Genomic DNA, 14,167 nt, shown 5'->3' with positions numbered 1-14,167 from the left:
TAGTGGCACTCGGGGGTCACAGTGAGGTCACGGATTCGCTTGTGGTCACAGGAGAATCACGAAAGCCGCCGCGGACCGCAACCAGCAGCCGTAATCGTCGAAAGTTTTCGATACTTTGTCACCATGCCGAGTTCTGATTTAGGGAGAACTTCTTGTCCACCTCGAGTGATCGGCCGTGGCGCGATCCCGCGCTGTCCGCCGCCCGGCGCGCCGACCTGCTGCTGCAGGCGATGACGCTGGAGGAGAAGATCGCCCAGCTGGGGAGCCGCTGGGCCGGCAACGACATGGCCGACACCGAGCTGCCCGCGGACGAAACGATCAACGTCGCGCCGATGGAGGATGTGTTCGCCACCGGCGCCTCGCTGTCGCTGGCCGAGGCGAGCCGCGACGGCCTCGGTCACCTGACCCGGGTCTGGGGCAGCGTCCCGCTGTCCGTCGAGGAGGGTGTGGCCGAGCTGATCCGTCAGCATGAGGTCGTCCTGAAGGACTCCCGGCTCGGCGTCCCGGCCCTCGTCCACGAGGAGTGCCTGACCGGCTTCACGACGTACGGCGCGACCGTCTACCCGGCGTCGATCGCGTGGGGTGCGACTTTCGATCCCGGACTGGTCGAGCGGATGGCCGCCGCGATCGGGCGGGACATGGCCGCGGTCGGCGTACACCAAGGGTTGTCGCCGGTGCTGGACGTGGTCCGCGACTATCGCTGGGGTCGCGTGGAGGAGACGATCGGCGAGGATCCGTATCTGGTCGCGCTGCTGGGTTCGGCGTACGTCCGGGGCCTGCAGAGTGCGGGCGTGCTGGCGACGCTGAAGCACTTCGCCGGTTACTCTGCGTCCCGGGCCGGGCGCAACCACGGGCCGGTGTCGATGGGCCGGCGCGAGTTGCTCGACATCATCCTGCCGACGTTCGAGACCGCGATCGCGACCGCCGGCGCCGCCTCGGTGATGAGTTCGTACGCCGATGTCGACGGGCTGCCCGCGAGTGCGGATCCGTGGCTGTTCGGCGACGTACTGCGTGACGAGTGGGGGTTCGGCGGCACGGTCGTGTCGGACTACTGGGCGGTGCCGTTCCTCGCCTCGATGCATCGGGTCGCGGCCGACAACGCCGATGCGGGCGTGCTGGCGCTGACCACCGGCACCGATGTCGAACTGCCGGACACGATCGGCTTCGCCGGACTGCTCGACAAGGTGAAGTCGGGGGATGTGTCCGAGGACCTGATCGATCGCGCGGCGCGGCGACTGCTGCTGCAGAAGATCGAGCTGGGTCTGCTCGATCCGGGGTGGACTCCGGAGGGTTCGGTCCGTACCGGCGAGGTCGACCTCGACTCGGCGGAGAACCGGGCCATCGCGCGGGAGCTCGCGGAGAAGTCCGTCGTGCTGCTCGACGCCGGCTCGGCGTTGCCGCTGTCGCGCGAGCTGACGAAGGTCGCGGTGGTCGGTCCGTGCGCGGCCGACGCGCGCACGCTGATGGGGTGCTACGCGTTCCCGAACCATGTCCTGCCGCGGTATCCCGACCGCGATCTCGGCATCCAGGTGACCACCCCGTTCGATGCCCTGCGCAACGAACTGTCCGGCGTGGATCTCCTGCATGTGAAGGGCTGCGAGGTCATGGGCGAGGACCGCTCCGGCTTCACGGCGGCGGTCGAGGCGGCGCGTGCCGCGGACCTTTGCGTCGCGTACGTCGGCGACCTGTCCGGACTGTTCGGCCACGGCACCTCGGGCGAAGGGTGTGACGCCGAGGACCTGCGGCTGCCCGGGGTCCAGGCCGACATGCTCGACGCGCTGCTCGACAGCGGCACACCGGTCGTGGTCGTGGTGGTCTCGGGTCGTCCCTATTCGCTCGGCGGGATCGCGGATCGGGTCGCCGGCCTGGTGCAGGCGTTCATTCCCGGCCAGGAGGGTGCCGGCGCGATGGCCGGCGTCCTCAGTGGGCGGATCGTGCCGAGTGGCAAGCTGCCGGTGCAGATCCCACGGCACGTCGGTGGGCAGCCCGGTACCTACTTGCAGCCGGCTCTCGGCAGCGTGGAGAGTGCCGGCATCAGCGGCCTCGAGGTCCGGCCACTGTTCCCCTTCGGGTACGGCGCGTCGTACACGAGTTTCGCGGTGGACGATCTGCGGTTGAGTGCGACCGAGATCGGGAACGACGGCGAGTTCACCGCGACGGTGCGGGTGCGAAACACCGGTGAACGCGCCGGCGACGAGGTCGTCCAGCTGTATCTGCGCGATGTGGTGGCGCGGGTGGCGCGGCCGTTGAAGTTGCTGACCGGGTTCTCGCGGGTGTCGCTGGAGCCGGGGGCCGCGGCCGACGTGACGTTCCGGGTGCATGCCGATCGGACGGCGTACACGGGTCCCGACCTGCGGCGGATCGTCGAGCCCGGAGACTTCGAAGTGATGCTCGGCACGTCGTCTCTGGACCTGCCGTGTCGTGCCACGGTCCGGATCACCGGGGATGTGAGGGTGGTCGGGCACCAGCGTGTGCTGACGACGCCGGTGACGGTCCAGGATCCCGGAGGAGGGTGATGAGATGTCGCGGTTGAAGGGTCGCGTCACCCTGGCGACGGTGGCGGACACGGCCGGCGTCTCGGTGGCGACGGTCTCCAAGGTGCTGAACGGTCGCAGCGACGTCGCGCCGGCCACCCGGGCGCGGGTGCAGGAGATCCTGGAGCGGCACGGGTACGTCGGCCGCCGGCCGAACCCGGTCCAGCGCGACACCGTCGAGTTGTTCTACCAGGGCGTTGTCAACGCGTACTCGGTCGAGGTGATCCAGGGCGTGGTCGAGGCCGGTCAGGCGGCCGGTGTGGATGTCATCCTCAACGCACACCCGCGGCATCCGCGGACGTCGAACGTCGGCCGGGCGGCCCGGTGGATCCGGGAACTGATCGGCAACCGCCGCCGCGCCGCGATCGGCATCACCAGCGAACTGTCCGCCGCGGACCTGGCCGCGCTGTCGCGGGCCCGGCTGCCGCTCGTCGTGGTGGACCCGATGAACATCGCGCAGCCCGATGTGACCAGCGTCGGCTCGACCAACTTCGCCGGCGGCATGGCCGCGACGCAGTACCTGCTGTCGCTCGGGCACCGGCGGATCGGCTACGTCGGCGGTCCGCCGACCTCGGGCTGCAACCAAGCCCGGATGAGCGGCTTCCGCAGCGCCATGGAGGCGGTCGGCGCGTCCGTGCCGGCCGAGCACATCTGGTTGCAGGACTTCCTGTACGACGATGGCCTGGCCGGCGGCTGTGCGCTCCTCGATCTGCCGGACCGGCCGTCCGCGATCTTCGCGGGGAGCGACGAGGTGGCGCTCGGGATTCTGGAGGCGGCTCGAGCGCGCGGTCTGCGCGTCCCCGAGGATCTCAGCGTGGTGGGCTTCGACGACACCGAGGTAGCCCGCCTCGCGTCACCGCCGCTGACCACCGTGAAGCAGCCCCTCCGCGAGATGGGCGCCGTCGCCCTCCGCACCGCCCTCCAACTCGCCGCCGGCGAAAAGGTCGCCTCCCACCACGTAGAACTCGCCACCTCCCTGATCATCCGCGGCTCGGCCGCCCCCATCCACATCTCCTCCGTCGCCGCCTCCTGACTCATTCCCTCCGGTCGGCGAGCGCCTTCGTGGCGAACAGGGCAGCGATCAGGATGGCCACGGCCAAGCCGGTCAGGAGCGTGAGCGGTACGGCGGTGCCCCCCGGCGTGCGTCCATCCGACAGGAGGGTCATCAGGGGACGGATCGGGGAGATCCAGCGGAGCAGGAGGACGGCGAGGATTGCGGCGGCCGCGGTCAGCATCGCGATGCCGATGCGGGGGATGACCAGGCGCGAGCAGAGCAGTCCGATGGCGATCCCGATCATCGCCGCTGCGAGTTGGGCGGCCGCGCCGACCACGAGATCGCCGGCCGTGAAGACATGCTTCCCGGTGACGATCGGGTAGACGATGCCGACCACGAGCAGCGGGACGCACCAGGTCAGGACGACGGTGACAGTGATCACGAGGACGCGCAGGGAGCTGCCGATCATGACCAGGGTGATCTTGTGCTGGGTCGGGTCCTCGTGGTTGACGAGACTCACCGTCAGCCAGGTCGTGCAGACCAGCATCGCGAGCACGCAGAACGCGTACGACGACTGGAGTGGTCCGTTGTCGGACGTCGTACCGACGGCCATTGCGGCGAGGAAGATCAGCGTCGGGGGCAGGTAGCGCTGGGAGAGCAGGACGCTGGCCATGAGGTAGCGGTAGAGAGCGGTCACTCGGGCTTCACCTGCCGGACCGTGGTGACCGACCAGCCGTGGTTGAGCGCAGTCAGCAGGGCCGCGTCGTGGCGGCCGGTCGGCAGCATCAACGTGACGCCGGTGTCGTGGCGGCGTACCTCGAGGACGTCTGGCTGCCGGGTCCAGTCGAGCTCGGCCCCGGCGATCAGGGAGATCTCGGTCAGCATGGCCGGTGGCGCGCCTTCGGTGGCGTGAAGCTGTCCGTTGCGGAGTTCGCAGACTCGGGTCGCGGTGGAGCGGACGACCAGGTCGGAGTGCTCGGTGAAGGCGACCGCAGCACCCTGCTCGCCGGTCTCGGTGAGGAGCTCGCGCAGTGTCGCGTGAGCGGCGGAGTCGAGTCCGGACCAGGGTTCGTCGAGGACGAGGAGTTGCGGTGGGTCGAGCAGTGCCTGGGCCAGCGCGACCTTCTGCGCGTTGCCCTTGGACAACTTCCGCATCGGCGTGTCCGCGCCACCCGACAGCGCGAGCCGATCCAGCAGTTCGCCGGCCCGGTCCCGGGCCACCCGGTCGCTGAGGCCGCGGATCCGTCCCATGTGCCGCAGGTACGCCGAAGCCGACAAGCGATCGTGCGACGCGAACACGTCGGGCACGTAGCTCACGACCCGCGCAGTGCGCCGGACCGTGCCCGTCGATGGACGGGACAGGCCGACCATCAGCTTGAGCACGGTGGACTTCCCCGAGCCGTTGGCGCCGACCAGTGCGAGCAGCTCACCCGCGTTCACCCGCAGGTCGACGTCCGCCAGGATCTCCCGCCGGCCGTACCGCTTGGACACCTTCCGGAGCCGTACTACTTCCATGCGGCGAGCCTATCCATGCGTTGGGGGTCATCACGCGTGCCAGCGGGCGGGTGAGGACCGCGGAAGCCAGGAGCGAGGCGGCGGCGAAGGCGGTGATGGCCGGTGCCGCGGAGGTCAGGTCGGCGAGGGCGCCGGCCAGGATCGCGAAGACGCCGAAGGCGGTCATCCGGAGCGCGGACTCCAGGCCGAGGACCTGGCCACGGAGATCGGACGGGGTGAGGTCGACCAGCACCTCCTGCTGGGACAAGGACGCCGAATAGCCGCTGCTGCCGACCGCGACGAGCACAGCCAGGACCGCGATCGGCAGGTCGAAGGCGAAGCCGAGGAACGGCACGGCCAGCAGGAACCGCAGCCAGCGGCCTGCGAGCCGGCGGCCGGTGCGGGTGAGGAACCGCCCGGCGACGAGATCGCCGGTCATCATGCCGGCAGCGCCGGCCGCCAGCAGCCAGCCGGCGCGCGGACCGGCGTACGGGACGAAGAGGGCCTCGCAGCCGACCATCAGGCCGTTGGGGATGGACAGTGCCAGGAGCAGCGGGCGAGTTCTCGCCTGGCCGAGCAGACGACGGTTGCCGCGCCAGGTCTCGCCGAGGCCGGTCCGCGCGACTCGCCGGGGCGCGCGGTTGCGCAGCCCGAAGCGGAGCACCGGAACGGTCAGGGCGGAGAAGCCGGTCGCCAGCCAGAGCACCGCCGACGGACTGATTGCCTGAAGCAACAGTCCGGCGATGCCGAAGCCGGCGATCTGCATCGCGCCGACGGACAGGTTCATCGCCGAGCGACCGAGGATGAACTGGTCCTCGCCGACCACCTCGCCGAGCAGGCCCCAGCGGACGCCGGAGCCGATCGACAGTCCGTAGGCAACCGCGAGCGCGAGCAGGAGCCGGAGTCCCGGGGAGAGATCCAGGGCAGCCTGGGCGCAGATCGCGACCGTGGAGAGTCCGGCGAGCAGGGTGAGCACCCGGCGCGGCCGGGCGGTGTCGGCCGCCGACATCAGCGTGGAGACGCCGAGGACCTGGGCGAGCGACGGGCCGAACATGATCATCGCCGCCAGCAGCGCGGACCCGGTGGTGGCGTCGACCATGATCGCGAGCGTGAGGCTGGTCATCGTCGACGCCGCGTTGCCGAGGGCACTGCCGATCCACAGATTGCGGAACTCGCGATTGGCGAAGATCGCCGCATAGGTGCTCATCCACGTCCTCGCTTCGCTCCGGGCGCGGATGAGACACGAGATGCGCTGTGCTTGATGATGAACTCGCTTCGCTCCTTCATGTCCCGAAGCCTCGGCGTAGCCTTCTTCCAGGCCTACAGTTTCGGGTGGAGGCGAAACGTTGTCCGAGTTCCTGGTCGATGCCGACACGCTGGCGAACGCCCGGTTCGGCACCTCGCAGCTGACCGAGACGGTGTCGGCGCTGCAGATGCTGAGCACGCCCGCCGAGCCCTGGTACCGCGCGTGGAAGGACGCCCACGTCACCGCGTTCCAGCGCGAGCTGGCGGACAATCCGATCTGGGCGGCGATCCTCGGCAACGCCTTCGGCCGGAGCTGGCTCGCCGACTTCCTCACCGTGCCACCGCTCGAGCCGGACCTCGAGTTGTCCGACGAACTCGAGCTGCTCACCTCGCTCGACGACGACCACATCCGCGCGGACCTGAGCGTCGTACGGACGACGCTGCCATCCTTGCTGCTCGAGTCGCAGGGACTGGCCGAGCAGGCGGCCGGGTTGCTGCGGTGGGTGTGGACCACCACGGTCGAGCCTGACTGGCCGCGACGGCTGCGCGTGTTGCAGGCCGACATCGTGTCGCGTACGTCGCGGCTCAGCGAGCAGGGGTGGTCCGGCGTACTGCGGGGGCTCGGGCCGGATGTCCGCTGGCTCGGTGACGGGCGGATCCAGGTGAACCGCTGGGACTACCCGCGGACGGATGTGCGTGGCCGCGATCTGATGTTCATCGCGGCCCACACGAACCGGGGCCATGTCAGTTGGCGGCTGCCGGACCGGTTCGCGCTGACCTATCCGGTGACCGGGATCTTCGCCGGCACCGAGACGCCCGACGAGCCGCTGGTCGAGCTGCTGGGCCGCAACCGCGCGCGCATCCTCGTCGAGGCCGCCGGCCCGGTCAGTACGACGTTGCTCGTCGCAACGACCGGCCTGTCCCTGGCCACGGTGTCGGACCACCTTCGCGTGCTGACCGGCGCCGGACTGCTGGAGCGACGGCGGTCCGGACGCTCGGTCCTCTACTGGCAGTCCGACACCGGCCGTCGCGTCGCACGACGACCGGCGTCGAACCAGTCCGGGCCAGGCTCGGCCGGCCGGGCAGCTAGCGGATCCGCAGTTCGGTCGAGAGCGGCAGATCCGACACAGCCGAGCCGGCCCGGAGAGTGAAGGCACCGGGCTCGGTGGTCCAGCCGTTGTCCCAGTGCTCGAAGGTGCGGTCGTGCAGTTGGACCGTGATCTCGCGGGCCTGACCGGCCTCCAGGCGTACGACGGCGAACCCCGCCAGCCAGCGGACCGGGCGGTCCACGGTGCTTTCGGGGCGTTCGGCGTACACCTGGACGACGTGCTTGCCGTCGCGCTCGCCGGTGTTGCGAACGATCAAGGCGACGGACGACGGGTCGTTGGCGCGGAGATCGGAGAGCTCCCACGTGGTGTAGCCGAGGCCGTGACCGAAGCCGAACGCGGGCTCTGTGCCGGCCCGGAGCCACGCGCGGTAGCCGATGTGCACGCCTTCGTCGTACCGGACGACGCCGTCCTGCGGGGTGACGTCGATGACCGGTACGTCGTCCTGTTCGCGAGGCCACGTGGTCGGGAGGCGGCCGCCGGGCTCGACGACTCCGAGCAGTACGTCGGCCAGCGCGTTGCCGTACTCCTGGCCGCCGAAGTAGGTGACCAGCAAGGCCGCGACGTCGTCACGCCAGGGGAGGAGGACCGGTGAACCCGCGTTGACGACCACGACTGTGCGTGGGTTGACCGCGACCACGGCCCGGACCAGGTCGTCCTGGCGGCCCGGCAGGGCGAGCGTCGTACGGTCGTAGCCCTCGGACTCGACCTTCGAGTTGGTGCCGACCACCACGAGGGCGACGTCCGCCGCCCGGGCGGCAGCGACGGCCTCGTCGATCAGCGACTGGGGGTCCGAGCGGTCCGGCTCGACGCCGACGGTGATGCTCAGCGCGTTGCCCAGACCGCCCTCGCGATCGGGGAGATCGAGCTCCACGCGGACGTCGATCGGCTGGCCGGCGGTCACCGCGAGCGGAGCCGTGACCGACGGCGGCGACAGGAGCGCGGCGCCCAGGTCCGTGCCGACCGGTACGGCGGTCTCCTCGAGCAGAAGGTTGCCGTCGGCAAAGATCCGGCCGCGGCCGACGGAGGCGAAGCCGAGCAGGATGTCGCCGCTCTCGGCCGGGGTGTAGGTGGTGTGGAACTCGAAGACCGCGGTGTCGGTGATCGGTGCGTTGCCGCCGAGGTAGACGAGGGCGCTGGAGAACCGGTTCTCGGCGAACAGCTCCATGCCGTCTGCTTCGAGGAAGCGGACGCGCGCGCCCGGCTGGCCGTTCACCGGATTGGTCATCGTGGCGAGCGGGAGCTCGGCGACGCCTTCCTGGACCACGGCGCCGATCGAGTAAGTGATCTCGGCGTTCGGGAGGGCCTGTTGCAGTCCGGCGAGGGGCGAGACCACGGACGAAGGGATGACGGTCGCGCTGCCGCCGCCCTGGGTCCGGGCGTCGCGGGCGTTGTGACCGATCACCGCGACCCGCTGCAGCGCGTCGGCGGTCCACGGCAGCTCGCTCTTGTTGCTGAGCAGCACCGAGCCTTCAGCCGCGGCGGTGCGGGTGAATGCGACGCCATCGACCTGCGGTACGTCGGCCGGCTTCTCGAAGCCTTCGAGTGCGCCGACCCGGGCGGCCAGCGCGAGCAGGCGCAGCACCTTCCGGTCGATCGCGTCCTCCTTGACCTCGCCGGACCGCACGGCCTCGACGAGCGCGTCACCCCACGCGCCGACCGGGCCCGGCATCGCCAGGTCCTGTGAGTGCTTCGCGCTCTCCACGCTGCGTACGGCGGTCCAGTCGCTCACCACGACCCCGTCGAAACCCCAGTCCGTGTTGAGTGGTGTCTCGAGCAGATCGTTCTCCGAGGCGGTGGCGCCGTTGATCGAGTTGTACGCGCTCATCACCAGCCACGCCTTGGACTCGGTGACCGCCTTCTCGAAGGCCAGCAGGTACACCTCGCGGAGGGTGCGCTCGCTCACGACCACGTCCGCGGTGAAGCGCTCGGTCTCGAAGTCGTTGGCGACGTAGTGCTTCGGGGTGGCGCCGACGCCGAGCTCCTGGACGCCTGCGACGTACGCGGCGGCGAGCTCGGCGGTGAGGACCGGGTCCTCGCTGAACGCTTCGAAGTGCCGTCCGCCGAGGGGTGACCGGTGCAGGTTGATGGTCGGGCCGAGCACGACGTCCACGTTCTTGCGCCGGGCCTCGAGGGCCGAGACGACGCCGTACCGATGGGCGATGCCGAGGTCCCAGGACGACGAGAGCGCGGTCGCCGACGGGAGGTTGAGCGACGGGTCGCGCTCGTCCCAGACGGCGCCACGGACGCCGCTCGGGCCGTCGGACAGCACCATCGAGCGCAGGCCGATCCCGGGCAGGGGATGGGTGGACCAGAAGTCCTGTCCGGTCAGGAGCCGGACCTTCTCCTCGAGCGTCAGCTGCCCGAGCAGGTCGTCGAAGTCGGCGGGAATCATGGCGACGACTGTACGCGCGAAAACCGAGTAGTGCTAGGTTTTGGTCATGGCTTCCAGAGGTCCGTACGCGAAAGGTGTCGCAAAGCGGGAGGAGATCCTGCGGGCGGCGCTCGAGGTGATCGCCCGGCACGGCTACCGGAACACCTCGACGCGGGAGCTCGCGGCCGCGGTCGGGCTGAGCGAGGCCGGGCTGCTGCACTACTTCGGGTCCAAGGAGAAGCTGTTCGTGGCCGTCCTGCGGGCCCGGGACGAGGCGGATGTCGAGCGGTTCGAGCAGTCGGAGCTGATCGGCAAACTGATCGCGATCATCCGGCACAACCGCGACGTACCGGGTCTCGTCCAGCTCTATTCGACCTTCTCGGCCGAAGCCGGCGATCCCCAGCACCCCGCCCACGACTACTTCGTCGATCGGTACGCGCGTCTCCGCGAGTCCCTGGCCGAGTCCGTCCAGGCCCGTCAGGCTGCCGGCACCATCAACCCGTCCGCCGACCCCGGCACCATCGCCACTCTCGTGATCGCTCTCTCCGACGGCCTCCAGATCCAATCCCAGTTCGACCTGAACGCCGAGCCCGCCGACCTCCTCGACGACCTGATCCAGCTCCTCCACCCCTGATCGCGGGTGCCAGGTCAGAGTCCGATCAGGAAGAGTGCTCCGGCGGCGAGCAGGCCGAGTTCGACGAGCAGGACGAAGACGCGATCGCTGATGCGGCCGACGATCTGCTTGCCGGTCCAGGCGCCGAGCAGGGTCGCCGGGGTGAGAGCGACGCCGTAGAGCAGCACCTGGCGGGTGAGCAGGTCACCGGCTCCGTAGGTGGCGATCTTCGTGAGATGCATGGTGAGGGCGCTCGCGGCTTCGGTGCCGATGTAGGCGGCGCGGGTGAGGCCGTAGGCCAGGAAGAACGGTGCTGTGAGTGGGCCGACCGAGCCGAGCAGTGCCGAGCCGAGGCCGGACGCCGCGCCGACCACCGCAAAGGCCGGATCGGCGGGCTTGCGGGTACGCCGATTGAACCGCCGCCAGACCACCACGGCGATCAAGAACACCCCGAGCAGCCGTTGCAGTGCGGCGAGCGGCGCGTGGGTGAGCAGGATGCCGCCGGCGACCGCGCAGGGCACGGCGCCGAGGGCGAACCAGCCGATCAGCGGCCAACGGAGTTCATGCCGGTTCAGCCAGGCGCGGGAGGCGTTGCTGGACAGTTGGGTCAGGGTCAGCATCGGCACCGCGACACGCAGACCGAAGAGCGCGGTGAACACCGGCAGCAGGAGTACGCCGCCGCCGAATCCGGCGACTGCGGAGAGCGCTGCCAGTGCGAACGCGGCCGCCGACGCGGCGAGCAGGGTGGGCACGAAATCGGTGAGCATGTCTCAGCAGGCCGCGGGGAGGCCGGCGAGGCGTCGTACGGCGGCCAGGCCGTCCGGCGTACCGGGCCAGTGCCGGTCCAACGCGGCAGGACCGGCTCGGCGAGTGACCGAACGGAGTGCGAACGCGACGATCACCGCGTCATCGGCGTACCCGATCACGGGGATGAAGTCGGGCACGAGGTCGAACGGTAGGGCGAGGTAGACCAGCAGGAGCCATAGCCGGACCCGGACCCCGCGGGGCAGCGTTCGGTCAGCCGCCAGGCGCCGCAGCAGTCGCACCAGGTCAGGCAGGAGCCGCAGGGCGTCGCGGATCCGCAGTTCGTCGGGGCGGGCGAACCACAGGGCAACGATCAGCGCTATCCACAACAGCAAGATGCCGGCGGCGGCACCCGCCACGATCGACCACCACTCAGCTGTCACCCGGCCCATTCTGGCTCTGGGTGCTGAAGGGCGGTCCGTGGGCTGGCGGGGGGATAGTAGTCGCATGACGAGATCCGCCGACGAATCCGCCGATCCCGCCGAGCTCAACCCGCTCGGCCCGCCGACCTCGGCCGACCCGTCATCGTCCGCCCCGCCGACCCGGGTCGACTCGTCTTCGTCCGGCCCGCCGACTCGGGTCGACTCGTCTTCGTCCGGCCCGCCGACCCCGGTCGACTCGTCATCGTCCGGCACCCACGCCGGTGATCCGGCCTCCGACGCGGCGAGTCCCCGCGGTCCGTCAGCGACCCCTCCGGCCTCCCCAGCGCGCGCGGGTGCCGGCGATCCGTCTTCCGCCGCGACCCGTTCGGCGTCCCCAGCCCGCGCCGCTACCGGCGATCTGTCTTCCGCCGCGACTCCTCCCGCGTCCCCAGCGCGCGCAGGTTCCGACTCCGGCGATCCGTCGTCTGTCGCGATGCCGGTCGGGGTCAGTCGGCGATTGCTGACGCAGGAGGTTTGGTTGGTGCTGGCGTTGTCCCTGGGAGCTTCCGGGGTGTCGGCGCTGATTTCGTTTGTGGGGGTGCTGACGTCGGCGAAGCCCATCAGTGGGCAGACGGCCGTGATCGTGGGGTCGCGAGCCCCGGGGCGGCCTTGGCTGGATCTCTCCTGGCAGATCTTCGCGGTGGTGACCGCACTGGTGCCGGTCGCGCTCGTGGCGCATCTGTTCGCGCGCGGTGGTGAGTCGCTCCGGGCGATCGGATTCGATCTGAGGGATCGGTGGCGCGATCTCGGTCGGGGGACGGCGGTTGCCGCCTGTATCGGGGGAGCAGGCCTGCTCTTCTACATCGCTGCACACGCCTCCGGCGTGAACCTGACCGTCGACCCGTCCCAACTGCCCGACTACTGGTGGCGCATCCCGATCCTGGTCGCGGTCTCCGCGCAGAACGCCATCCTCGAGGAAGTCATCGTCCTCGGCTACCTGAACCACCGCCTGGACCAGCTGGGCTGGTCCGTCCGCAGCGCCACCGCCGCGAGCGCGCTCCTGCGCGGCTCCTACCACCTCTACCAGGGCCTCGGCGGCTTCGCCGGCAACGTGATCATGGGCGTGATCTTCACCTACCTGTACCGCCGCTGGGGCCGGATCATGCCGTTCGTCGTGGCCCATACGCTGATGGACACCACCGCTCTGATCGGCGCGACCTACCTCCTCGGCAAGGTGTCCTGGCTGCCGAGCTGAGCCTGGCGCGAGGTCACTGAAACGACTGACACGTAACCGACCGGGCCATTCGCGGGTTGATGGTGTCGTGACAGTTAACGGGGAAATCACCAGTCCGCCCGAAATCGACGCAGGTTTGGCCGCCGCCGCGCTGGCCGTGTTCGCACACCGGCACGAGGTCGTCCATCTCCTGTACGCCGCGACCGACGAGCCGGACGCGCTCACCCGGATCGGAGGCCTGCTCCGCGTCGACGAGGCAACCATCGCCCGCGTGCTCGACCAGCCGTTCCGATGGATGCTGCCCCAGTTCCGCACCGAGCTGGAGTCGATCGCCGCCGCCCCGGCCACCCTGACCACGCCCGCCACCCGGACCGCCCCAGTCGCGTCCGCCCCGCTCGCCGCGCCGGTCGCGCCCGCCCCACTCGCCGCGCCCCCCGCACCCGCGGAGCCCACCCCCACCCCGGCCACAACCTGACCAGTCACCAGCCGACCAGTCACGAGCCGACCGGCCACGAGCCGACCGGTCACAACCCGACCGGTCACAACCCGACCGGTCACAACCCGAGCAGCCACGAGCAGACCGGCGACGGCCTGACCGGCCACGGACTGACCGGCCGCGGACTGACCGGCCGCGGAGTGACGGCCGCCGGTCGGGCCGGTGTGCTCAGGTCTAGGTTGAGGTGATGCAGACGTATGGCGCGGACATCCTCGGGATCGCGGATGAACTGACGGACGCGTACGTCGAGGTGTTCACGGCACCGCCCTGGGACCACCGGGATCCCGAGCAGACCCGAACCGCGTTCCGGAAGCGCCTGGACAGCGATGCGCTCCGGAACGGGTTCCGCGCCTGGATCGAGCGGTCGGAGGACGGTCGGATCGCCGGGTTCGTGAGTGGCTGGACGACGCCGGCGCCGTTCCGCAGGGATCGCGCGTACGGGAGCGTGCTCGACCGGCTGGGTCCGGAGCAGGTCAGGGAGCTGCTGATCGGCGCGTTCGAGATCGACGAGCTCGGCGTGGCCGAGCGCGCCCGGGGGACCGGCCTCGGCCGGCGGCTCCTGTCGCTGGCCACCGCCGAACACCCGCGCGCCTGGCTGCTGACCTGGAACCAGGCTCACGACACGATCGCCTTCTACCGCCGCATCGGCTGGAAGGAACCCGAAACCCGCGGCCCCGAACACGACATCATCGTCTTCCTAGCTCCCAACCACCCAGGCGCCGCCTAATCCCTCCGCCCCCAACCAGCCAGGCGCCGCCTAATCCCTCCGCCCCCAACCAGCCAGGCGCCGCCTAATCCCTCCGCCCCCAACCAGCCAGGCGGCCTGACCCCTCCGCGCCTGCCCCCGCCCCGACCTCCGCCGACCTTCCTTGACCACCACCCCATCGCCCCACCCCGCCGGCCCCAGCCAC

The 14,167-nt window shown here is 70.3% G+C and carries 13 protein-coding genes; 7 read left to right on the top strand and 6 right to left on the bottom strand.

The genetic code is table 11. The features are described from left to right. The first annotated feature begins 152 nt into the window (after positions 1–152). Both OG558_RS37740 and OG558_RS37735 read left to right on the top strand, forming a co-directional pair. A complete protein-coding gene (locus OG558_RS37740) occupies positions 153–2,516 on the top strand; it encodes a glycoside hydrolase family 3 N-terminal domain-containing protein (RefSeq protein ID WP_405067294.1) in 2,364 nt (787 codons plus the stop codon). Positions 2,517–2,520: 4 nt separating this feature from the next. Beyond that, positions 2,521–3,567 carry a LacI family DNA-binding transcriptional regulator gene (locus tag OG558_RS37735; protein ID WP_405067293.1) on the top strand — a complete coding sequence of 349 codons (1,047 nt, stop codon included), beginning with the start codon at positions 2,521–2,523 and terminating at the stop codon, positions 3,565–3,567. 1 nt (position 3,568) lies between these two features. Here the strand turns inward: OG558_RS37735 and OG558_RS37730 are convergent, their stop codons facing one another. Genes OG558_RS37730 through OG558_RS37720 form a run of 3 tightly spaced genes read right to left on the bottom strand, consistent with a single transcriptional unit; the run spans position 3,569 to position 6,229 of the window. Further along, positions 3,569–4,225, bottom strand: coding sequence for a hypothetical protein (locus OG558_RS37730; RefSeq protein WP_405067292.1), 657 nt, complete (start codon positions 4,223–4,225; stop codon positions 3,569–3,571). Next, the gene (locus OG558_RS37725) at positions 4,222–5,043 is read right to left on the bottom strand and encodes an ATP-binding cassette domain-containing protein (protein ID WP_405067291.1); all 822 of its coding nucleotides are present in this window, start codon (positions 5,041–5,043) and stop codon (positions 4,222–4,224) included. Before OG558_RS37725 ends, OG558_RS37730 begins: the two co-directional genes overlap by 4 nt. Beyond that, positions 4,955–6,229: a hypothetical protein gene (locus OG558_RS37720; RefSeq protein WP_405067290.1), complete on the bottom strand. Its 1,275-nt coding sequence runs from the start codon at positions 6,227–6,229 to the stop codon at positions 4,955–4,957. The genes OG558_RS37725 and OG558_RS37720 overlap by 89 nt, the downstream gene beginning before the upstream one ends. A gap of 139 nt (positions 6,230–6,368) precedes the next feature. On the opposite strand from OG558_RS37720, the gene OG558_RS37715 reads away from it, so the two are divergent. Then, on the top strand, positions 6,369–7,418 hold the full coding sequence (locus tag OG558_RS37715; RefSeq protein ID WP_405067289.1) for an ArsR/SmtB family transcription factor: 1,050 nt from the start codon (positions 6,369–6,371) through the stop codon (positions 7,416–7,418). Here the strand turns inward: OG558_RS37715 and OG558_RS37710 are convergent. Continuing rightward, positions 7,354–9,768 carry a beta-glucosidase gene (locus OG558_RS37710; RefSeq protein WP_405067288.1) on the bottom strand — a complete coding sequence of 805 codons (2,415 nt, stop codon included), beginning with the start codon at positions 9,766–9,768 and terminating at the stop codon, positions 7,354–7,356. The two genes, OG558_RS37715 and OG558_RS37710, sit on opposite strands and share 65 nt — an antisense overlap. Positions 9,769–9,814: 46 nt before the next feature. Between OG558_RS37710 and OG558_RS37705 the strand changes: the two genes are divergently transcribed. Next, entirely contained in the window at positions 9,815–10,381 is a 567-nt protein-coding gene (locus tag OG558_RS37705) for a TetR/AcrR family transcriptional regulator (protein WP_405067287.1), read from the top strand. Between the two features lie 14 nt (positions 10,382–10,395). Here the strand turns inward: OG558_RS37705 and OG558_RS37700 are convergent, their stop codons facing one another. Both OG558_RS37700 and OG558_RS37695 read right to left on the bottom strand, forming a co-directional pair. Then, the gene (locus OG558_RS37700) at positions 10,396–11,127 is read right to left on the bottom strand and encodes a sulfite exporter TauE/SafE family protein (protein WP_405067286.1); all 732 of its coding nucleotides are present in this window, start codon (positions 11,125–11,127) and stop codon (positions 10,396–10,398) included. 3 nt (positions 11,128–11,130) lie between these two features. After that, positions 11,131–11,547 carry a YkvA family protein gene (locus tag OG558_RS37695; protein WP_405067285.1) on the bottom strand — a complete coding sequence of 139 codons (417 nt, stop codon included), beginning with the start codon at positions 11,545–11,547 and terminating at the stop codon, positions 11,131–11,133. A 64-nt stretch (positions 11,548–11,611) separates the two neighbouring features. Between OG558_RS37695 and OG558_RS37690 the strand changes: the two genes are divergently transcribed. From OG558_RS37690 to OG558_RS37680, 3 genes are all read left to right on the top strand, one after another. Then, complete coding sequence (locus tag OG558_RS37690) at positions 11,612–12,781, top strand: type II CAAX prenyl endopeptidase Rce1 family protein (protein WP_405067284.1); 1,170 nt, start codon at positions 11,612–11,614, stop codon at positions 12,779–12,781. Positions 12,782–12,848: 67 nt separating this feature from the next. Next, the gene (locus OG558_RS37685) at positions 12,849–13,235 is read left to right on the top strand and encodes a hypothetical protein (RefSeq protein WP_405067283.1); all 387 of its coding nucleotides are present in this window, start codon (positions 12,849–12,851) and stop codon (positions 13,233–13,235) included. Positions 13,236–13,443: 208 nt separating this feature from the next. Continuing rightward, the gene (locus OG558_RS37680) at positions 13,444–13,983 is read left to right on the top strand and encodes a GNAT family N-acetyltransferase (RefSeq protein WP_405067282.1); all 540 of its coding nucleotides are present in this window, start codon (positions 13,444–13,446) and stop codon (positions 13,981–13,983) included. Positions 13,984–14,167 lie beyond the last annotated feature (184 nt).

It is taken from the genome of Kribbella sp. NBC_01510 (assembly GCF_045040325.1).
Lineage (GTDB): Bacteria > Actinomycetota > Actinomycetes > Propionibacteriales > Kribbellaceae > Kribbella.
This window is presented reverse-complemented; position numbering and strand designations above follow the sequence as displayed.

Excerpts from the sequence above, each read along its gene's own strand:
- OG558_RS37735 (WP_405067293.1), top strand. The coding sequence starts at position 2,521 with ATGTCGCGGTTGAAGGGTCGCGTCACCCTGGCGACGGTGGCGGACACG.
- OG558_RS37725 (WP_405067291.1), bottom strand. The coding sequence starts at position 5,043 with ATGGAAGTAGTACGGCTCCGGAAGGTGTCCAAGCGGTACGGCCGGCGG.
- OG558_RS37720 (WP_405067290.1), bottom strand. The coding sequence starts at position 6,229 with ATGAGCACCTATGCGGCGATCTTCGCCAATCGCGAGTTCCGCAATCTG.
- OG558_RS37710 (WP_405067288.1), bottom strand. The coding sequence starts at position 9,768 with ATGATTCCCGCCGACTTCGACGACCTGCTCGGGCAGCTGACGCTCGAG.
- OG558_RS37705 (WP_405067287.1), top strand. The coding sequence starts at position 9,815 with ATGGCTTCCAGAGGTCCGTACGCGAAAGGTGTCGCAAAGCGGGAGGAG.
- OG558_RS37700 (WP_405067286.1), bottom strand. The coding sequence starts at position 11,127 with ATGCTCACCGATTTCGTGCCCACCCTGCTCGCCGCGTCGGCGGCCGCG.
- OG558_RS37690 (WP_405067284.1), top strand. The coding sequence starts at position 11,612 with ATGACGAGATCCGCCGACGAATCCGCCGATCCCGCCGAGCTCAACCCG.
- OG558_RS37680 (WP_405067282.1), top strand. The coding sequence starts at position 13,444 with ATGCAGACGTATGGCGCGGACATCCTCGGGATCGCGGATGAACTGACG.